Source organism: Burkholderia sp. HAN2018, assembly GCF_024704855.1.
Taxonomy (GTDB): Bacteria; Pseudomonadota; Gammaproteobacteria; order Burkholderiales; family Burkholderiaceae; genus Burkholderia; species Burkholderia cepacia.
Genome location: NZ_QOBB01000054.1, coordinates 21,047 through 39,224 on the forward strand (window position 1 = coordinate 21,047; position 18,178 = coordinate 39,224).

The following is an 18,178-nucleotide window of genomic DNA, read 5'->3' on the forward strand; positions in this document are numbered from 1 at the left end:
ACGACGCTGGAGCGAATATCACCGCGGGCGGGCCCTATAATGGCGCACCTATCCGAATAACTCCGCGCGTACAGCCCCGGCCGTGCGCGCCCGCGGTGCACTCATCGATGCAGAAAGTCATCCTGCCATTCCTGTCCGGCTTCCTGGCCGCCCTGTTCTTCCGCGAAGCCACGCTCGCACTCCTTCATACGGCTGACCTGATCGCCGCAACCGGCTTCTCCACGCAGCCGTTCGCGCCGCTCGGCATTCCTGAATTTGTCGCGAATGCGCTGATCAGCGCGTGCTGTGCGATCCCGATGGCGTGGCTGCTGCGCGTCTCGCCGGAACGCGAGGCATCGTGGATCGGCGCGCTGGTGTTCGGCGGCATCGTGCTGACGGCCGCCCGCGTGTTCGCGATCGATCCGCTGCGCGGGATCTGGCCGTCGGGCAACATGATGCCCGTGCTCGCCGCCGGCTTCGCGGCAAACGCGGTATGGGGCTTCGGCGCGCTCGTGTTCATGCGTGCGTTCATGTCGGACGACGCCGGCGACGAGTAACGCGGGCGCAAGCGCCACGCCCTTCGGCCGCCGGGCGGTCGACATCCATGCAAAAGGCCGCCTGCACCTGCAGGCGGCCTTTTCGTTTCCGGCTCGCGCGTCGGTCGGCCCGACGTCAGTCCTGCAGATTCCGCAGCGGATGCGTGTCAGGTGTCCACGGGCTGTCGAACATCGCGAGCACGTCTGCACGATCGATATCGGCGGACGACTTGAAGCGCCAGACCGGCTGGTGGTCCTTGTCGACGATCAGCGCGCGCACGCCTTCGATCACGTCGCCGCGCGCGAACGTCGAGCGTGTGAGGTCGAGATCGCGCCGCAGGCAATCGGCCATCGTCGCGCCGCGTGCACGTCCGACGACTTCCAGCGACACGGCCATCGACAGCGGCGACAACTGTTCGCGCATCGCATGGGTCGCCTTCTGGACCCATCCGTCGACGGCCGCGCAATCCTGCTCGGCGTCGAGCGACGCGAGAATCGCGCCGATGTCCGGCTGCGCGAAATGCCGGTCGATCCCCGCGCGCGCGTCGGCGAGCGCCGACGTGTCGGGCGTCGGCACGACCTTGTGTGCGGCGGCCGCCTCGGCTACGCACGCGACGGCCTGCTCGCCGCTGTCGATGCGCGCGTGGCGCAGCGTGTCGAGCAGCGCCGGCAGCGCGGCATCGGGCAGATAGACGTCGGCGAGCTGCGCGTACAGCGCGCCGGCCGCGTCGAGCGTCGCGCCGGTCACGGCGAGATAGCGGCCGATCGCGCCGGGTGTGCGCGCGAGGAACCAGCTCATCCCGACGTCCGGGAACAGGCCGATACGCGTTTCCGGCATCGCCATCTTCGTCGAGTCGGTCACGACACGCAGGCCGCCCGTGTGGCGCGCCGCCTGCGAAATGCCCATGCCGCCGCCCATCACGACGCCGTGCATCAGCGCGATGTAAGGCTTCGGATAGGTGAAGATCGCGTGGTTCAGCGTGTATTCGTCGATGAAGAACGTATCGACCGCATCGCGGTCCCCGCGCTGCCATGCGTCATGGAAGAAGCGCACGTCGCCGCCCGCGCAGAACGCGCGCGGATGCGGGCTGTGCACGACGATCGCGACGACCTCGGGATCGTCGCGCCACGCGTCGAGCGCCTGCTGCATCAGTCGGATCATGCCGACCGACAGCGCGTTCAGCGCCTTCGGGCGGTTCAGTTCGAGAAAGCCGATGCGGTTCGCGACATACGCGCGTACGTCGGGCTGGGCGGATTCGGCGGAAACGGCAGCGGAAGTGGGAGTGGAATCGGTCATGAGGGCCATCCGGCAAATGGCAGTCGCACGCTCAGTGCGCCTGCATCTTCGAAAACAGGTTCAGCACCACGACGCCCGCGATGATCAGGCCGAGGCCGATCACGGCCGGCAGGTCCGGCACCTGGCGATAGAGCAGCATCGCGACGAGCGTGATCAGCACGATGCCGGCACCCGACCAGACGGCATAGATGATGCCGACGGGCATCGTGCGCAACGTGAGCGACAGGCAGTAGAACGCGATGCCGTAGCCGGCGACGACGAGCGCCGACGGCCAGAAGCGCGTGAAGCCGTCCGCCGCGCGCAGCGCGGACGTGCCGACCACTTCCGCGACGATCGCGATCGCGAGCCATGCGTAACCGGGAAGCTGCATCGCTCAGTTCCTTGCGAGGGCCAGCACGGCGTAGTCGTGGCCGAGCTCGGCACACAGCACCTCGACGACGAATTCGTGATCCGCGCGCTGCGGCAGCCCGGACGCGGTGATCGAGCCGATCACGCCGGCGCCGGCGACGGTCAGCGGAAACGATCCACCGTGCGCCGAATATTCGGCGATCGGCAGCCCGTGCTTGTCCGCCAGCGTCGCGCCCGCCTGCTGCATGCGCAGGCCGATGGCGTACGAACTGCGGCGGAAATGGGCGACGACGTTGCGCTTGCGGCGCACCCAGTCGGCGTTGTCGGGCGTGGCTCCGGCGAGCGCCGCGTAGAACAGCGGCTGGCCGAACGTGACGATGTCGAGCGCGACCGCATGGCCGCGAGACGCCGCGAGCGCATGCATCCGGTTGCCGAGCGCCCACGCGCGGGCCGGGTCGAAATGGGGAAACACGAGCGCCTGTTCCTGCGCGCCGATCGATTGCAGATCGTGAGCGATGTCCATGAATCCGTCGATGCAGTAATGAGAGTTGCAACGGCGCCGATGCGATCGCGCATGGCGTCGCTGGCGAAGAGGCGAAACAAACCGTTCGATTCTAGCGCACGCGCCCAACGTACCGTCCCTACAAGACACGACACGCGATTGTCAGAAAGTGCTTGCACACGTTCGGGTTACTCCTTATAATTCATTTCTTCGACGGACGCGGGGTGGAGCAGTCTGGCAGCTCGTCGGGCTCATAACCCGAAGGTCGTAGGTTCAAATCCTACCCCCGCAACCAACGTCCCGATTCATGCAAAAAGCCCGGCTCAGTGCCGGGCTTTTTGTTTTTCCGTCGCATTTCCCTCCCCTCTTCGCGCATCGGCACCTTCCGCTTCGCGCGACACGCGGCCGGCATGCGCAGGCGTTCAAGAATGCCGCGACCCGGTGATACACTCGCATCACCTCGTCCCTTCCACTCGACATGAAATTCTGCTCCGTCTGCGGTCACGAAGTCATCGCGCGCATTCCTCCGGGCGACAACCGCGAGCGCTTCGTCTGCGATCACTGCGGCACGATCCACTACCAGAATCCGCGCAACGTCGTCGGAACGGTCCCGGTCTGGGGCGATCAGATCCTGCTGTGCCGCCGCGCGATCGAACCGCGCTACGGGTTCTGGACGCTGCCCGCGGGCTTCATGGAAATGGGCGAGACAACGGCCGAAGCCGCCGCGCGCGAAACGCTCGAGGAAGCCGGTGCGCGCGTCGAGGTGCAGAACCTGTTCACGCTGCTCAACGTGCCGCACGTGCACCAGGTCCACCTGTTCTACCTCGCGCGGCTCACCGATCCGGGATTCGAAGCCGGCGAGGAAAGCCTCGAAGTGAAGCTGTTCGACGAAGCCGACATCCCGTGGGACGAAATCGCGTTCCCGACCGTCAGCCAGACCCTGCGATTCTTCTTCGCCGATCGCGCCGCCGGCGACTACGGGGTGCACACCGGCGATATCTTCCGCTCGCTGCGCAACGGCTGAGCCCTCGCCCCATGGTCCCCTGGCTCGGCCCGGACGATCCGTTTCCGTCCATCGAACGCGCGCTCGGCCCCGCGACCGGCGCGCCGGGGCTGCTCGCCGCGAGCGCCGACCTGCTGCCGTCGCGCCTCATCGACGCATACCTGCGCGGCATCTTCCCGTGGTATTCGGACGGCCAGCCCGTGCTGTGGTGGAGCCCCGACCCGCGCATGATCCTCGTGCCGGCCGAGTTCAAGGTGTCGCCTTCGCTGCGCAAGACGCTGAAGCGCGTGCTGCGCGAGCCCGAATGGGAAGTGCGCGTCGACCACGACTTTCCGGGCGTGATGCGCGCCTGCGCGCAGGCGCCGCGCCGCGGCCAGCGCGGCACATGGATCACGGCCGAGATCATTGATGCATACACGTCGCTCTACCGGTCCGGCAACGCGCACAGCATCGAGACCTGGCACGACGGGCGACGCGTCGGCGGCCTGTACGGCGTGTCGTTCGGGCGGATGTTTTTCGGCGAGTCGATGTATGCGGACGCGACCGACGCATCGAAAATCGCGCTGGCCACGCTCGTCGCGCACCTTCGCGAGCAGGGGCTGGAAATGATAGACTGCCAGCAGAATACGTCGCATCTAGCGTCGCTCGGCGGCCGCGAGATCGCACGCAAGGCCTTTGTCGCTCACGTGCGCAGCGCGGTAGCCGAACCGCCGATTCCGTGGCAGTTCGACAAGCGCGTGCTCGCCACGCTGACGGGCCGCGCCGAAACGGTGCCCCCCTCCGGGATCGAGCGCTAGCGCGGCACTCCCTCCCTGCAACGAGAGCTGCCCATGACTCATCCGACTGAGCTGCCGCTTTCACCGCTTTCGGCGCTGCAATTCTATGCAACGGCGCCCTATCCGTGCAGCTATCTGGACGGCCGCGTCGCGCGCTCGCAAGTCGCGACGCCGAGCCACCTGATCAATTCCGACATCTATACCGAGCTCGTGAAGGCCGGCTTCCGGCGTTCGGGCGTCTTCACATACCGCCCGTACTGCGACGGCTGCCGTGCCTGCGTGCCGGTGCGCGTGCCCGTCGACGCGTTCGCGCCGTCGCGTACGCAGCGCCGGATGTGGAAGCGGCACCGCACGCTCGTCGCGACAGTTTCGCCGCTGCACTACGACGAAGAGCACTACGCGCTCTACATGCGCTACCAGTCCGCGCGCCACGCGGGCGGCGGCATGGATCGCGACAGCCGCGACCAGTACGAGCAATTCCTGCTGCAGAGCCGGATCAATTCGCGCCTCGTCGAATTCCGCGACCTCGACACACCGGGCGGCGAGCCCGGCAGGCTGCGCATGGTCAGCATGATCGACATCCTCGGCGACGGGCTGTCGTCCGTTTACACGTTCTTCGAGCCCGACGACCAGCACACGAGTTACGGCACCTACAACATCCTGTGGCAGATCGAACAAGCCAAGAGCCTCGGCCTCCCCTACGTGTATCTCGGATACTGGATCCGCGAGAGCCCGAAGATGGCCTACAAGGCGAACTTCCACCCGCTCGAAGGGCTGATCGACGGCCGCTGGAAGATACTCGATCCGGATCGGATCGACCTGCCGCCCGTCGACGCGGCACTGGCCCGCGCGCCATTGCCGGGCGGACATTCCGGCTCGGGCTGACGCGCGCTGCGGGGGCGAGGTCGCGAAGCGCGCCCCTGCCGCTCAACTCCCGGTAAAATAGCGGGTTGTCATCCATTCCGGCTGTCCGCCCTATTCCCGTGTTCAGTTCCCTTTATCCGCTGGCCCGCGCATCCCTGTTCAAGATGGATGCGGAAGACGCTCACCACCTCACGCTGCGCGCGCTCGGCGCGGCCGGCCGCACGGGCCTTGCCTGCGCGCTGTCGGCCCGCGTGCCCGACGCGCCGCGCACCGTGATGGGGCTCACGTTCCGCAACCCGGTCGGCCTCGCGGCAGGCCTCGACAAGGACGGCGCGGCCATCGACGGCCTTGCGGCACTCGGCTTCGGCTTCATCGAGGTCGGTACGGTCACGCCGCGCCCGCAGCCCGGCAACCCGCGCCCGCGGATGTTCCGCCTGCCGCAGGCCGAGGCGCTGATCAACCGGATGGGCTTCAACAATCACGGTGTCGACCAGTTCGTGAAGAACGTCCAGGCCGCCCGCTATCGGGGCATCCTCGGCCTGAACATCGGCAAGAACGCCGATACGCCGATCGAGCGTGCCGCAGAGGATTACCTGTACTGCCTCGAGCGCGTGTACCCGTTCGCGAGCTACGTAACGATCAACATCTCGTCGCCGAACACGAAGAACCTGCGCCAGCTGCAGGGCGCGGGCGAGCTCGACGCGCTGCTCGCGGCGCTGAAGGACAAGCAGCAGCGCCTCGCCGACCTGCACGGCAAGCTCGTGCCGCTCGCGCTGAAGATCGCCCCCGATCTCGACGACGAACAGGTCAAGGAAATCGGCGACACGTTGCTGCGCCACAAGATCGAGGCGGTCATCGCCACCAACACGACGCTGTCGCGCGCGGCCGTCCAGGGCCTGCCGCATGCGGACGAAGCCGGCGGCCTGTCGGGCCGCCCCGTGTTCGACGCGTCGAACGAAGTGATCCGCAAGCTGCACGCCGAAGTCGGCAGCGAAGTGCCCATCATCGGCGTCGGCGGCATCTTCTCGGGCGAGGACGCCCGTGCGAAGCTCGCGGCCGGCGCAGCGCTCGTGCAGCTCTATACGGGCTTCATCTACCGCGGCCCCGCGCTCGTCGCGGAGTGCGTGAAGGCCGTCGCCAGCGAACGCGCCGCGTAATATAGGCATAAACAAACGGTATTTAGAGGTCGATTGCATTTTTGCTATCATCGGCCCTCATTACCAGAATCAATGACCCGGACAGGGCAAGGAAACACACGATGAAGATTGCGCTGCTGAAGAAGCTGCTGGTTGCCGGCCTGATCGGCACGTCGCTCGCTGCCGCCACCGCGCATGCGGCCGACCTCCTCGACCAGGTGAAACAACGCGGCACGCTGCGGGTCGGCCTCGAAGGCACGTTCCCGCCGTTCAACTCGAAAAACCCGCAAGGCGAGCTCGTCGGCTTCGACGTCGACATCGCGAAAGCCGTGGCCGCGAAGCTCGGCGTGAAGGCGGAATTCGTGACGACCGAATGGAGCGGCATCATCGCGGGCCTGCAAGCCGGCAAGTTCGACGTGATCTCCAACCAGGTCGGCATCACCGACAAGCGCAAGGAAACGCTCGACTTCTCGCCGCCTTACACGTTTTCGTCCGCGCAGCTGATCCAGCGCAAGGACGACACGCGCGAGTTCAAGTCGCTGGATGACCTGAAGGGCAAGAAGCTCGGCGTCGCGCTCGGCACGAACTACATGGACATGGCGAAGTCGGTGCCCGGCATCGACGTGAAGACGTACCCGGGTGCGCCCGAGTACCTGCGCGATCTCGCGGCAGGCCGCCTCGACGCCGCGCTCAACGACCGCCTGATGCTCGCGTACCTGACGAAGAATTCGCAACTGCCGCTGCGCCCGGGCGCGAACGTCGGCTCGGCGAACCCGTCGGGCATCCCGTTCAAGAAGGGCAACCCGAAGTTCCAGAAGGCGATCGACGACGCGATGGCGCAACTTCAGGCCGACGGCACGTTCACGAAGATCTCGGACAAATGGTTCGGCATCGACGTGACGAAACCGATCAAGTAAGTACGCCTGCATTTCCCGCCTGACAGCGGGCCGGAAAGGGCGGCATCCGTGACGATGCCGCCCTTTGTTTTATTCGTCCGGTTTATGATTGCGCTTTCGCGCACGCATTCGATTCGTATTCCATGTCGACAACGTCCCTGCTCGTCCAATCGCTGCCGGTGCTCGCCCAGGGTGCCGTGCTGACCGTCAAGTTCGCCGTGCTGTCGATGGTGTTCGGCCTGCTTGGCGCCGTCGTGCTCGCGATGATGAGCATCCGGCAAAGCGAAGCGCTCGACGGCTTCGAACGCATCTGGGTCAACGCGCTTGCGTGGCTGGCACGCGCGTACGTGAGCCTGATGCGCGGCACGCCGCTGCTCGTGCAGATCTTCGTCATCTATTACGGGCTGCCGAGCCTCGGTATCTCGCTCGACCCGACGCCCGCCGGCGTCATCGCGCTGTCCGCGAACGTCGCGGCTTACATGTCGGAAAGCATGCGCGGCGCGATCAACGGGATCGCGCGCGGTCAATGGCTGGCTGCGTACAGCCTCGGGCTGTCGTGGGGGCAAACGCTGCGCTACGTGATCGGTCCGCAGGCGCTGCGCATCGCGGTGCCGAGCCTGTCGAACAGCCTGATCAGCCTGATCAAGGACACGTCGCTCGTGTCCGTGATCACCGTGACCGAACTGCTGCGCAGCGCGCAGGAAGTGATCGCGGCGACCTATCAGCCGCTGCCGCTTTATCTCGCCGCCGCAGCCGTGTACTGGATCCTGTGCCAGATCCTCGAATGGGTGCAGCGCTGGTACGAAAAACGCCTGTCGCTGCCGTCGCGGCACTGAGCACCGGCCGTTCGCCGGGCCGCCCGCGTGCGCCCGGCGCCTTCCTTCCCGCTTACTCGCCCGAATAGCGCACGCCGAGCGCCGCTCGCGCGGCGTCGGTCATCGCGATCATCTGCCGCGAATGATCGTGCGTCATGATCGGGCTTTCGGTCTTGCCCGCGCGCAGCAGGTCGCAGAAGTGTGCGGTCTCGTAGTTCAATCCGCCGCCTTCAGCCGGCGCGTCGAGTTCGACGGTGCGCCCGTCCGCATAGCTGATCGTCGCGCGCACCGGGTTCCACCACTTCTCGTGAATCGTCACGTGGCCGCCGGCTGCGGCGATCAGGGCATCTCCACGTCCCATCACGTCGAGCCCGCAAAAAAGCTGTGCGATCCCGCCGTGCGCATGCACGCTGTTCAGGCTCGCGAACAGGTCGACACCCGTCGCGCCGACGCGGCCGAGCGTCTGTACGTCGAGCGCCGCACCGAGCCAGTCGACCGCGAGAAAGGCCTCGTAGATCCCGATATCGAGCAGCGCACCGCCCGCGCGATCGAGGCGATAGACGGAATGATCGCCGGGTACCGACGACGACGCGCACCCTGCCCGCACGAGCCGGATCTCGCCGATCGGATCGTCCTGCAGGTGCGCGCGCAACTGACGGTACAGCGGGAAGAACGGCGGCTTCATCGCCTCCATGAAAAGCTGCCCGGCGTCGCGTGCCGCCTGCAGCACGGTGTCGAGCTGCGCCGCGTTCAGCGTCGCGGGTTTTTCACACAGCACGGCCTTGCCGGCGGCAAGCGCGGCCAGCGTGTACTGCGCGTGACTGTCATGGAGCGTCGCGATGTAGACCGCGTCGATATCGCTCGCGAGGAGTGCTTCGAGGCTTGCGGCAGGAGAACCGCCGTGCGCGCCGCAAAAGGCTGCCGCGGCGTCTGCGCGGCGGGCCCAGGCACCGGCGAGCGTGGCGCCCGGCACATGTGCGAGGCTTTGCGCGAAGCGGCGCGCGATGCTGCCTGCGCCGATGATGCCGAAGCGCACCGGGCGATGGTCGTTGTCGTTCATCCTGATCTTCCGTGTCGGTCGTATGACGGTGGCCGGCACGCTGCCGGCCGGACGTCATGATAAACGGCCCGGCGGCACACGGATGAGCGAAACGCGCCGCGTCAGGCGCGCATGGGCACGTCGACGGAGAAGTCGCGCGAGATCTCGTCGGCGCTGAAATCGATCAGCGCGAGCGAAGCGGCTTCGGCTTCGCGCGGATCGCGCCGCTCGATTGCGTCGACCACACGCGCGTGCGCCTTCACCACGACATCGTGCGCGCCCTCCTTCTGCACGACACGCGGATTCACGAGGCGCACCGCGCCGCGTACGATCGCCGCCATCTGCTGGAAGAACTGGTTGCCGCTCGCCTGGACGATCCGCGTGTGCAGCAACTCGTCCGCCGTGTCGTAGCCGGAATCGCCCGGTTGCAGCACCTTGAATGCATCGAACGCTTCACGGATGCCGGCGATGTCCGCCGCCGTTGCGCGCACCGCCGCCTGCGCGGTCGCGCGCGGTTCGATCAGCATCCGGAATTCGATGACGTCGCGCATGAACTGCGGATCGGGTTTCGCCCGGAAGCGCCAGCTCACCACGTCTTCATCGATCATGCGCCAGTCGCGCATCGGCCGCACGCGCGTGCCGACTTTCGGACGCACGTCGAGCATGTCGCGCGCAAGCAACATCGACAACGCTTCCCGCATCACGGTGCGACTCACATCGAACTCTTTCGACAGCACGTCCTGCGGCGGCAAGATGCCGCCGTACTTGTCTTCGACGATACCCGAGACAAGCCCATCCATCACTTTGGCGACCAGTGACCGGTCTTTGCCCTGCTCCATGACACCTCCCCGTGCGTCGATTTGCGAACACCTGCTCCGCAGTTCCGCCGGCCCTGGTTACGACTGTTCTTATGATCTATAAGTTGATGAGTTCGAGGACATTTCGCTATCTGGTAAACACCTGACAGGGTTATCCCTCTTTTTGACGGGGTGATTTATACGGCTAAAAATAAGGCCCGGGAAGCGCATTGCGCCTACCGGGCCCCGAATTCCACAAGATTTAAACATTCAGTTCATTACGGTACATGGCGCACCGTTACGGACTGCTTTCTATATCTTTCAATTAGCCGAATAAACGATCGTTTCAACGCCGTTTTCCGTGCCGAGCAAGCACAGATTCGCGCCGCGCTCGGCGAACAGGCCAACCGTCACGACGCCCGGCCATGCGTTCACCTGCGCTTCGAAGCCGCGCGGGTCGGCGATCTGCAGCCCCTTCACGTCGATGATCTCGTTACCGTTGTCGGTGATGTACGGCGCACCGTCCTTCGTCACGCGCAGCACGGGCACGCCGCCGAGTGCGGTCACGCGCCGGCCGATCGCCGTGCGCGCCATCGGCACGACTTCGATCGGCAGCGGGAACGCGCCGAGCACCGGCACGCGCTTGCTGGCGTCAGCGATGCAGACGAACGTGTCGGCCACCGATGCGACGATCTTCTCGCGCGTGAGCGCGCCGCCGCCGCCCTTGATCATCGCGCCGCCGGCGTCGATCTCGTCGGCGCCATCGACGTACACCTGCAGCGAGTCGACCTCGTTCAGGTCGAACACCTTGATGCCGTGCGATTTCAGGCGTTCGGTCGTGGCGACCGAGCTCGACACGGCGCCGCGATAGCGTGCCTTGACGACGGCGAGCGCGTCGATGAAGCAGTTGGCGGTCGAGCCGGTGCCGACGCCGATCACGGCGCCTTCCGGCACGTTCTGGATCACGTAATCGGCGGCGGCCTGGCCGACGAGGCGTTTGAGTTCGTCTTGAGTCATGGAGTGGTAAAGCTGCGGGATTGCGGAAAACCGCCAGTTTACCGGAGTCGGATGGCGGCCCGCGTTTTTCGGCGTGCGGTGCGGGTTCAGGGCTCCCCTGCCGCGGGCGCATAGTCCGCGGGTTGCGTGCCGGCGAAGTACTTGTCGAGCAACGCCTGCGCGATCGCATCGGTTTCGGCGTCCGGATCACCTGCGTAGTCGGCCGGCCTGAAATGCATCTGAAACGCCGCGAACACGCGTCGCGTACGTGCATCGAGCACGCCGTCGGTGGCCACGTCGTAGCCGTAGCGCGCGAGCTTGAGCTGCAGTTCGCGCACGTCGACCGGCGCATGCAGATCACGACCGGCGAGCCGCGCCGCCACGGTCGGGGCGTCCGGCCACGCACCGACGCCGGCCTGCGCCAACGCGTGCCACGGGAACAGCGGCCCCGGATCGATCTTGCGTTGTGGCGCGATGTCGCTGTGCCCGACCACACGCGTCGGCGGAATCGCGTAGCGCGTGACGATGTCCTTCGACAGCCGGGTCAGTGCGGCGACCTGCTCGGGCGGATACGGCTGCCAGGTGCGGTTCTGCGGATCGAGCGGGCCGCGGTTCACGTTCTCGATGCCGATCGACACCGCGTTCAGCTCGGTCGTGCCCTGCCACTCGCTGACGCCCGCGTGCCACGCGCGCTCCGATTCCGGAACGAGCTGGTAGACGACGGGCAGCCCGCGCTCGATGCGCGGCTGCGGCGGGATCACGTAATGCACGCTGACCGAATCGCCCGTCAGCGTGCGCAGCGATTTCGCCTCGTCGCTTTCGGTGTAATGCATCACGAGAAAGCGGATCCGCGAATCGGCACCACGCGCGTGCAGGCTCGTGTCGGCATAGTAGGTGCCGCGTTCGACGAGCGTCGGCGACGTGCAGGCAGCCAGCAGGCACAGCACGGCGCAGGACGCGCCTATGCGGAACAGGGTCATCGGTCGCGTGCTCCGGAGGGCCGCGTGCCGCACCGGATCGCGGCACGCGTCGTTCGGGTCATTCGAGGCCCGCGCAAGCCGCGCGGGACGGGCTGCGTCAGCCCTTCACGCGCCGCTGGCGCACGGCTTCGTACAGGCACACGCCGCTTGCGACCGACACGTTCAGGCTTTCGACGCTGCCGGCCATCGGAATGCTCATCACTTCGTCGCAGGTGTCGCGCGTGAGCCGGCGCATGCCTTCGCCTTCCGCGCCCATCACGAGCGCGACGGGGCCGTCGAGCTTCGTTTCGTAGAGCGTTGCCGAGGCTTCGTCCGACGTGCCGATGACCCACACGCCGGCGTCCTTCAGCTCGCGCAGCGCACGGGCGAGGTTCGTCACCGTGATGTACGGCACAGTATCGGCCGCGCCGCTCGCCACCTTGGCGGCGGTCGCGTTCAGGCCGACCGCACGGTCGCGCGGCGCGATCACCGCGTGCGCACCGGCCGAATCGGCAACACGCAGGCATGCGCCGAGGTTGTGCGGATCGGTGACGCCGTCGAGCACCAGCAGCAGCGCGGGGCCCTGAATCCCGTCGAGCAGCTCGGACAGGTTCTGCGCGAGCGGGATGTCCTCGACACGCGCGACGACGCCCTGGTGGCGCTCGGTATGCGCGAGGCCCCACAGGCGCGTTTCGTCGGCCGCGATCAGCCGCACGCCCGCTTCCTTCGCGGCGTGCAGGAAGTCCTGCATGCGGCGGTCGCGGCGCGTCTGGTCGTACAGCACCTCCGCAACCGTCGATGCATCGTGCCGCAAACGTGCGGTCACCGCATGAAAACCGTAAAGAACCTTCAGACGTGACATGACTGGAACAACCTTCGATCAAACGTGCGGCCGCGCGACGCGCGCAGCCGCGATCCATGGAAAAGGAAAGCGCCGCGTTGCCGGCCGATGACCGGTGACGCGGCGTCTCTCGATACTGCAGGGCGTGCACATGGCGCCGCCCCGAACGCTCAATACTTCTTGCGGGCGCGGGTCTTCTTCGCGGTCGGCTTCGCCGCCGCACCGCCGCCGCCGTTGCCGGCACTACCGCCCTTCTTCTTCGCGGCGGCACGCGCGGCGCGCGCGTCGTTCACCGCGACGCTCGACGCGCTCGCGGCCTTCTTGCGGCGCGGCGCGGGTTCTTCCGCCTGCGGCAGAGCACGGACACGCGGGCCGTTACGGTCGATACCGCCGCCAGCCGAAGCCGGCGCGGGCAACGGGCGCGGCGCCTTCACCGGCGTATCGCGCACGAGGCGGAAGTCGATCTTGCGCGCGTCGAGATCGACACGGCTCACCTGTACGCGCACGCGATCCGACAGACGGTAGCGGATGCCCGTCCGTTCGCCGCGCAGCTCGTTCTTGATTTCGTCGTACTGGAAGTAGTCCGAGCCGAGTTCGGTGACGTGCACAAGCCCTTCGATGAAAAGCGTGTCGAGCTGTACGAAGATACCGAACGACGTGACGCCGTTCACCATCCCGCCGTACTCCTCGCCGAGCTTGTCGCGCATGAAGTAGCACTTGAGCCAGGCCTCGACGTCGCGCGATGCTTCGTCCGCGCGGCGCTCGTTCGCCGAGCAGTGCAGGCCGAGTTCTTCCCAGATCGCCGTATTCGGGCGCGAGCGGCCGCGCGTTTCGTCGTCGGCCTGCTGCATCGCACGGGCGCGCGGCGACAGCGCGGTGTTCAGCTCGAAGCCGTCCGGCGCCTTCGGCACGTATTTCCTGCCGGACAGGATCGCGTAGATCGCGCGGTGCGTGAGCAGGTCCGGATAACGGCGGATCGGGCTCGTGAAGTGCGCGTACGCCTCATAGGCCAGGCCGAAGTGACCGATGTTGTCCGGGCTGTAGACGGCCTGCTGCATCGAGCGCAGCAGCATCGGCTGCAGCATCTGCGCATCGGGCCGGTCGCGGATCTGCGCCATCAGCGCCGCGTAGTCGCTCGCATGCGGCTTGTCGCCGCCGCCGAGCGACAGGCCCATGCCGCGCAGGAACGCACGCAGGTTCTCGAGCTTCTCCGGCGTCGGCCCCGCGTGCACGCGGTACAGGCCCGGATGCTTGTTGCGCTTCAGGAAATCGGCCGCGCAGACGTTTGCGGCCAGCATGCATTCCTCGATCAGCTTGTGCGCGTCGTTACGCTGGCGCGGCACGATCTGCTCGATCTTGCCCTGCGAGTTGCAGACGATGTAGGTCTCGGTCGTGTCGAAGTCGATCGCGCCGCGCTTCTGCCGTGCGGCGAACAGCGACTTGTAGACGCCGTACAGATCCTGCAGGTGCGGCAGCAGGTCCGCGCGGCGCGCGGCCTCCGGCCCCTTTGTGTTCGACAGCACGGCCGCGACTTCGGTGTACGTGAGGCGCGCAGCCGAATGGATGACGGCCGGGTAGAACTGGTACGCCTTGATCTCGCCGCGCCCGGTGATCACCATGTCGCACGCGAGCACGCAACGGTCGACCTGCGGATTCAACGAGCACAGGCCGTTCGACAGCTTCTCCGGCAGCATCGGAATCACGCGGCGCGGAAAGTAGACCGACGTGCTGCGCTCGAGCGCGTCGGCATCGAGCGCGCTTCCAGGCTGAACGTAATGCGACACGTCGGCGATCGCGACGATCAGCCGGTAGCCGTCGCCGCGGCCGACCTTCACCGGCTCGCAGTAGACGGCATCGTCGAAGTCGCGTGCGTCCTCGCCGTCGATCGTCACGAGCGGCACGTCGCGCAGGTCGACGCGGAAACGCAGGTCGGTCGGCCGCACCTTGTCGGGCAGCGCGGCGGCTTCGTCGAGCGCCGGCTGGCTGAATTCGTGCGGGACGCCGTACTTGCGCACCGCGATTTCGATTTCCATGCCCGGATCGTCGATGTCGCCGAGCACCTCGACGACACGGCCGAGCGGCTGCGAATGGCGACTCGGGAAATCGGTCAGCTCGACGACGACGACCTGCCCGACCTTCGCCTTCTTCACGTTCTGCGTGATCAGGATGTCGTGGCCGATGCGCTTGTCTTCCGGTGCGACGATCAGCGCGCCGTTCTCGTTGAGCAGGCGGCCGATCACGCGCTTGTTCGCGCGCTCGGTGACTTCGACGACGTGCCCTTCCGGGCGGCCGCGGCGATCGTAGCCGACGATCCGCGCGAGCACGCGATCGTTGTGCATCACCTTCTGCATTTCGCCGTTCGGCAGGAACAGGTCGTCCTGGCCGTCGTCGCGGATCACGAACCCGTAGCCGTCGCGATGCCCTTGCACGCGCCCGGCGACGAAGTTCGACGGATGGGTCAACTGGTAGTGGCCGCGCTTGTCGAGGCGGATCTGGCCGTCGCGCTCCATCGCGGCGACACGCCGGAAGAACCCCTCGCGCTCCTGACGCTTGATCGACAGTGCTTCGGCGATGTCGTTGGCGGCCAGCGGCGCGTCGCTCGTACGCAGCACGCCGAGAATTTCTTCACGGCTCGGAATGGGGTACGGATATTTGCTCAAGGGTTTGTCGATGATTGTTCTCGTTGCGTTGACTGATGGTGCACGGCATCAACATAGAGGTGTCCTTCAGACAGTTCTATATTGACGGCGGCGGGTCATTCTATCACCCGCCTGTGTCGCCAAATGACGGGGAATGCCGCCGGCAGGCGCGGCGAAGCCCGGTTTGCGGTGCATCGCAAAAAAGTGTTGACACGATTAATTGGGGCGCTATAATTTCGCTTCTTTGCAGCAAGCAGCTACTGCAAAACGTGCCCAGGTGGCGGAATTGGTAGACGCACTAGGTTCAGGTCCTAGCGGTGGCAACATCGTGGAGGTTCGAGTCCTCTCCTGGGCACCATCTGTTTTTGAAAAGGTCGGCTTCCAGCCGGCCTTTTTTCATTTCAAGCCCAGGAAGCAAAGCGCCTGCGCGCTTTGCGCGAGGACTCGAAAGGCTGCGCTTGCAAGCGCAGCCGGGGTCGCGCATGTGTGACCGAGTCCTCTCCTGGGCACCATCTGTTTTTTGAAAAGGTCGGCTTCCAGCCGGCCTTTTTTCATTCTCAGCGCCAGGAAACAGGCGCCCGACTTACTCGCCGATGAACTTGCGCAACAGCCGGGTCAGCTCGTCGAACTCGGCCTTCGAAAATTTCCGCAAGCGGGCATTGAGCACCTTCGGCGCAATCTCCGGAATCTGCGCGGCAACCGCCTGCCCCGCTTCGGTCAGCGCGAGGTTCACCACCCGCCGATCGCTCACGCTGCGCGAACGCTCGACGAGCCCCTTGTCCTCCAGCTTGTCGAGCACGCGCGTCATCAGCCCGGTGTCGACGCCGAGCAGCTTCGACAATTCGAACGGCGTCGCCGCGCTGCCGGCCCGCAGGGACAGCAGGATGCCCATCTGCTGCGCCGTGATATCGAGATCCTTCAACGCCGCATCCATCTCGGACGTGATCAGGTTGCGCGCTTTCACGAGCACAAACCCCACGCTTTCGGTGTGCAGGAAATTCTTCGGCGTGTAGTGTTCCATCGTGCTCGCTGAGTCGCATATTGTTGACCCACACAATAATTGCGACATCACGATTTTTCAAGACACGCGGCACCCCGCATACGCGCCGCCCGCACCGGCTCAGTGCCCGCCGGCCGCCGCAGCTCCGGCTGCCACCCCCTTGCCCGGCTTCGTCACCCAGACCAACGGGATGATCAGCACGAAAATCACCGACGACAGCCAGAAAACGTCGTTCAGCCCCAGCATCGTCGCCTGCGCATTCAACGTCGTCTCCAGGAACGTCAGTGCCTTCGGCGCACCGGCATCGAGCGCGCTCTGCACGCCGGCAACCGCGCTCGCGAAGATCGGATTGTTCACACTGCCCTGCTCGGCGAGTTGCGCGTGATGCAGGATCGTGCGGTCGTTCCAAGCGGTACTCGCGAGCGACGTGCCGACCGCACCCATGAAGACGCGCGCGAAATTGGACAGGCCGGCGGCCGCCGGGATGCGCTCGGGCGGCAGCCCCGACAGGATGATCGACGTGAGCGGCGTCTTGAAGAACGCCGTCGGAATGCCCTGCAGCAGCGTGGGCACCACGAGCGTCCATGTATCGACGCCCGTCGTATAGCGCGAGCGCATGAAAAACACGCCGGCAAACCCGAGAAACGCAAACGTGACGAGCACACGCATGTCCGATTTCGGCATCACCTTGCCGACCATCGGCGCGAGGATCACCGCGAAGATACCGAGCGGCGCGGTGACGAGGCCCGCATTGACCACCGGATAACCGAGCGAGCCCTGTATCCATTGCGGCAGGATCACGAGGTTGGCGAAAAATACCGCGAACGCAATCGAAATCGCCACCGTTCCGCCGAGGAAATTTCGTTGTGCAAACAGCCTGAGATCGACGATCGGACGCGCCTCGGTCAACTCCCAGATCAGGAAGAACACGAAGCCGACCACCGCCACGATGGTCAGGATCCAGATCGTCGACGAATTGAACCAGTCGAGATCCTTGCCCTTGTCGAGCATGACCTGTAGCGCGGCGACCCACACGACCAGCGCGATCAGCCCGACCTTGTCGATCGGCAGCTTGCGGGCCGGCGTTTCCCGGTTGCGATAGAGCGCCCAGATCACGGCTGCCGCGAACAACCCCACGGGCACGTTGATGTAGAAGATCCACGACCAGCTGTAGTTGTCCGTAATCCAGCCGCCGAGCGCGGGGCCGGCAATCGGCCCGACGGTCGCCGTCATCCCCCACAGGGACAGCGCGCTCGAACTCTTCTCCTTCGGGAACGAAGCCAGCAGCAACGCCTGCGACAAGGGCACGAGCGGCCCGGCCACGGCACCCTGAACGATCCGGGCGGCGAGGAGCACGGTCAGGTTGGGCGCGAGCCCGCACGCAGCCGACGACAGCACGAACAGCAGGATCGCGCAGACGAACAGCCTGACCTGCCCGACCCGCTGCGTCAGCCAGCCGGTCAGCGGGATCGACACCGCGTTGGCCGCCGAGAACAGCGTGATGACCCACGTGCCCTCGTCGATGGACACGCCCAGATTGCCGGAAATGGTTGGAATCGCGACGTTGGCGATCGACGAATCGAGAACGTTCATGAACGTGGCGAGCGCCACTGCCAGCGTTCCCAGCATAAAGCGGGCGCCGGTCAGGGGCGCCGGCGTACCCGGACTTTCGGACGGCTTCATCGGATGCCCTTCTGATCGGGCGCCACGCGAACAGCCCCGGCGCCGAGCAAAATTAACTGACAAGTCAGATAA

18 protein-coding genes and 2 tRNA genes are annotated in these 18,178 nt (G+C 66.0%); 9 read left to right on the forward strand and 11 right to left on the reverse strand.

Annotated features, from left to right (window positions below; all coding sequences use genetic code 11):
- Positions 1–107 precede the first annotated feature (107 nt).
- A complete protein-coding gene (locus tag DPV74_RS16355) occupies positions 108–536 on the forward strand; it encodes a hypothetical protein (protein WP_006484223.1) in 429 nt (142 codons plus the stop codon).
- A 115-nt stretch (positions 537–651) separates the two neighbouring features.
- Here DPV74_RS16355 and DPV74_RS16360 read toward each other — a convergent pair whose 3' ends face one another.
- The 3 genes from DPV74_RS16360 to DPV74_RS16370 are packed head-to-tail and all read right to left on the reverse strand — an operon-like array spanning position 652 to position 2,683.
- Positions 652–1,812, reverse strand: coding sequence for an enoyl-CoA hydratase/isomerase family protein (locus DPV74_RS16360; RefSeq protein WP_060358174.1), 1,161 nt, complete (start codon positions 1,810–1,812; stop codon positions 652–654).
- Positions 1,813–1,843: 31 nt separating this feature from the next.
- Positions 1,844–2,182 carry a multidrug efflux SMR transporter gene (locus DPV74_RS16365; RefSeq protein WP_021161565.1) on the reverse strand — a complete coding sequence of 113 codons (339 nt, stop codon included), beginning with the start codon at positions 2,180–2,182 and terminating at the stop codon, positions 1,844–1,846.
- 3 nt (positions 2,183–2,185) lie between these two features.
- Entirely contained in the window at positions 2,186–2,683 is a 498-nt protein-coding gene (locus DPV74_RS16370; protein WP_027787634.1) for a heme-degrading domain-containing protein, read from the reverse strand.
- Between the two features lie 197 nt (positions 2,684–2,880).
- Here DPV74_RS16370 and DPV74_RS16375 point away from each other — a divergent pair.
- From DPV74_RS16375 to DPV74_RS16405, 7 genes are all read left to right on the forward strand, one after another.
- Positions 2,881–2,957: transfer RNA gene (locus tag DPV74_RS16375), tRNA-Met, on the forward strand.
- 183 nt (positions 2,958–3,140) lie between these two features.
- Positions 3,141–3,686, forward strand: coding sequence for an NUDIX hydrolase (locus tag DPV74_RS16380; RefSeq protein WP_021161562.1), 546 nt, complete (start codon positions 3,141–3,143; stop codon positions 3,684–3,686).
- An 11-nt stretch (positions 3,687–3,697) separates the two neighbouring features.
- Entirely contained in the window at positions 3,698–4,462 is a 765-nt protein-coding gene (gene aat / locus DPV74_RS16385) for a leucyl/phenylalanyl-tRNA--protein transferase (RefSeq protein ID WP_119337576.1), read from the forward strand.
- A 33-nt stretch (positions 4,463–4,495) separates the two neighbouring features.
- Positions 4,496–5,326, forward strand: a complete 831-nt coding sequence (locus DPV74_RS16390) for an arginyltransferase (protein ID WP_021161560.1) — start codon at positions 4,496–4,498, stop codon at positions 5,324–5,326.
- 98 nt (positions 5,327–5,424) lie between these two features.
- Entirely contained in the window at positions 5,425–6,462 is a 1,038-nt protein-coding gene (locus DPV74_RS16395; RefSeq protein ID WP_027787636.1) for a quinone-dependent dihydroorotate dehydrogenase, read from the forward strand.
- 101 nt (positions 6,463–6,563) lie between these two features.
- Positions 6,564–7,358 (forward strand): cystine ABC transporter substrate-binding protein, encoded by a 795-nt coding sequence (locus DPV74_RS16400; RefSeq protein WP_027787637.1) that lies wholly within the window; start codon positions 6,564–6,566, stop codon positions 7,356–7,358.
- A 122-nt stretch (positions 7,359–7,480) separates the two neighbouring features.
- Positions 7,481–8,173 carry an amino acid ABC transporter permease gene (locus tag DPV74_RS16405; protein ID WP_027787638.1) on the forward strand — a complete coding sequence of 231 codons (693 nt, stop codon included), beginning with the start codon at positions 7,481–7,483 and terminating at the stop codon, positions 8,171–8,173.
- Positions 8,174–8,225: 52 nt separating this feature from the next.
- Here DPV74_RS16405 and DPV74_RS16410 read toward each other — a convergent pair whose 3' ends face one another.
- The 6 genes from DPV74_RS16410 to rnr all read right to left on the reverse strand — a co-directional run bounded on the left by DPV74_RS16410 (position 8,226) and on the right by rnr (position 15,444).
- Complete coding sequence (locus DPV74_RS16410; protein ID WP_119337577.1) at positions 8,226–9,212, reverse strand: Gfo/Idh/MocA family protein; 987 nt, start codon at positions 9,210–9,212, stop codon at positions 8,226–8,228.
- A gap of 101 nt (positions 9,213–9,313) precedes the next feature.
- The gene (locus tag DPV74_RS16415) at positions 9,314–10,030 is read right to left on the reverse strand and encodes a FadR/GntR family transcriptional regulator (protein ID WP_027787640.1); all 717 of its coding nucleotides are present in this window, start codon (positions 10,028–10,030) and stop codon (positions 9,314–9,316) included.
- Positions 10,031–10,309: 279 nt separating this feature from the next.
- A complete protein-coding gene (rpiA, locus tag DPV74_RS16420; protein ID WP_027787641.1) occupies positions 10,310–11,005 on the reverse strand; it encodes a ribose-5-phosphate isomerase RpiA in 696 nt (231 codons plus the stop codon).
- 86 nt (positions 11,006–11,091) lie between these two features.
- Positions 11,092–11,964, reverse strand: coding sequence for an N-acetylmuramoyl-L-alanine amidase (locus DPV74_RS16425; RefSeq protein ID WP_119337578.1), 873 nt, complete (start codon positions 11,962–11,964; stop codon positions 11,092–11,094).
- A gap of 97 nt (positions 11,965–12,061) precedes the next feature.
- Complete coding sequence (gene rlmB / locus DPV74_RS16430) at positions 12,062–12,805, reverse strand: 23S rRNA (guanosine(2251)-2'-O)-methyltransferase RlmB (RefSeq protein WP_021161555.1); 744 nt, start codon at positions 12,803–12,805, stop codon at positions 12,062–12,064.
- A gap of 149 nt (positions 12,806–12,954) precedes the next feature.
- The gene (gene rnr / locus DPV74_RS16435; protein WP_119337579.1) at positions 12,955–15,444 is read right to left on the reverse strand and encodes a ribonuclease R; all 2,490 of its coding nucleotides are present in this window, start codon (positions 15,442–15,444) and stop codon (positions 12,955–12,957) included.
- Positions 15,445–15,694: 250 nt separating this feature from the next.
- On the opposite strand from rnr, the gene DPV74_RS16440 reads away from it, so the two are divergent.
- Positions 15,695–15,781, forward strand: a tRNA-Leu gene (locus DPV74_RS16440).
- Positions 15,782–16,006: 225 nt separating this feature from the next.
- Here the strand turns inward: DPV74_RS16440 and DPV74_RS16445 are convergent.
- Together DPV74_RS16445 and DPV74_RS16450 are read right to left on the reverse strand one after the other, a co-directional pair.
- Entirely contained in the window at positions 16,007–16,444 is a 438-nt protein-coding gene (locus tag DPV74_RS16445) for a MarR family winged helix-turn-helix transcriptional regulator (protein ID WP_119337580.1), read from the reverse strand.
- 99 nt (positions 16,445–16,543) lie between these two features.
- Positions 16,544–18,106: a DHA2 family efflux MFS transporter permease subunit gene (locus DPV74_RS16450; RefSeq protein WP_119337581.1), complete on the reverse strand. Its 1,563-nt coding sequence runs from the start codon at positions 18,104–18,106 to the stop codon at positions 16,544–16,546.
- Positions 18,107–18,178: the final 72 nt, after the last annotated feature.

Coding starts and splice junctions, on each gene's coding strand:
- DPV74_RS16355 (WP_006484223.1), top strand. CDS start 108: ATGCAGAAAGTCATCCTGCCATTCCTGTCCGGCTTCCTGGCCGCCCTG.
- DPV74_RS16360 (WP_060358174.1), bottom strand. CDS start 1,812: ATGACCGATTCCACTCCCACTTCCGCTGCCGTTTCCGCCGAATCCGCC.
- DPV74_RS16365 (WP_021161565.1), bottom strand. CDS start 2,182: ATGCAGCTTCCCGGTTACGCATGGCTCGCGATCGCGATCGTCGCGGAA.
- DPV74_RS16370 (WP_027787634.1), bottom strand. CDS start 2,683: ATGGACATCGCTCACGATCTGCAATCGATCGGCGCGCAGGAACAGGCG.
- DPV74_RS16380 (WP_021161562.1), top strand. CDS start 3,141: ATGAAATTCTGCTCCGTCTGCGGTCACGAAGTCATCGCGCGCATTCCT.
- aat (WP_119337576.1), top strand. CDS start 3,698: ATGGTCCCCTGGCTCGGCCCGGACGATCCGTTTCCGTCCATCGAACGC.
- DPV74_RS16390 (WP_021161560.1), top strand. CDS start 4,496: ATGACTCATCCGACTGAGCTGCCGCTTTCACCGCTTTCGGCGCTGCAA.
- DPV74_RS16400 (WP_027787637.1), top strand. CDS start 6,564: ATGAAGATTGCGCTGCTGAAGAAGCTGCTGGTTGCCGGCCTGATCGGC.
- DPV74_RS16405 (WP_027787638.1), top strand. CDS start 7,481: ATGTCGACAACGTCCCTGCTCGTCCAATCGCTGCCGGTGCTCGCCCAG.
- DPV74_RS16410 (WP_119337577.1), bottom strand. CDS start 9,212: ATGAACGACAACGACCATCGCCCGGTGCGCTTCGGCATCATCGGCGCA.
- DPV74_RS16415 (WP_027787640.1), bottom strand. CDS start 10,030: ATGGAGCAGGGCAAAGACCGGTCACTGGTCGCCAAAGTGATGGATGGG.
- rpiA (WP_027787641.1), bottom strand. CDS start 11,005: ATGACTCAAGACGAACTCAAACGCCTCGTCGGCCAGGCCGCCGCCGAT.
- DPV74_RS16425 (WP_119337578.1), bottom strand. CDS start 11,964: ATGACCCTGTTCCGCATAGGCGCGTCCTGCGCCGTGCTGTGCCTGCTG.
- rlmB (WP_021161555.1), bottom strand. CDS start 12,805: ATGTCACGTCTGAAGGTTCTTTACGGTTTTCATGCGGTGACCGCACGT.
- DPV74_RS16445 (WP_119337580.1), bottom strand. CDS start 16,444: ATGGAACACTACACGCCGAAGAATTTCCTGCACACCGAAAGCGTGGGG.
- DPV74_RS16450 (WP_119337581.1), bottom strand. CDS start 18,106: ATGAAGCCGTCCGAAAGTCCGGGTACGCCGGCGCCCCTGACCGGCGCC.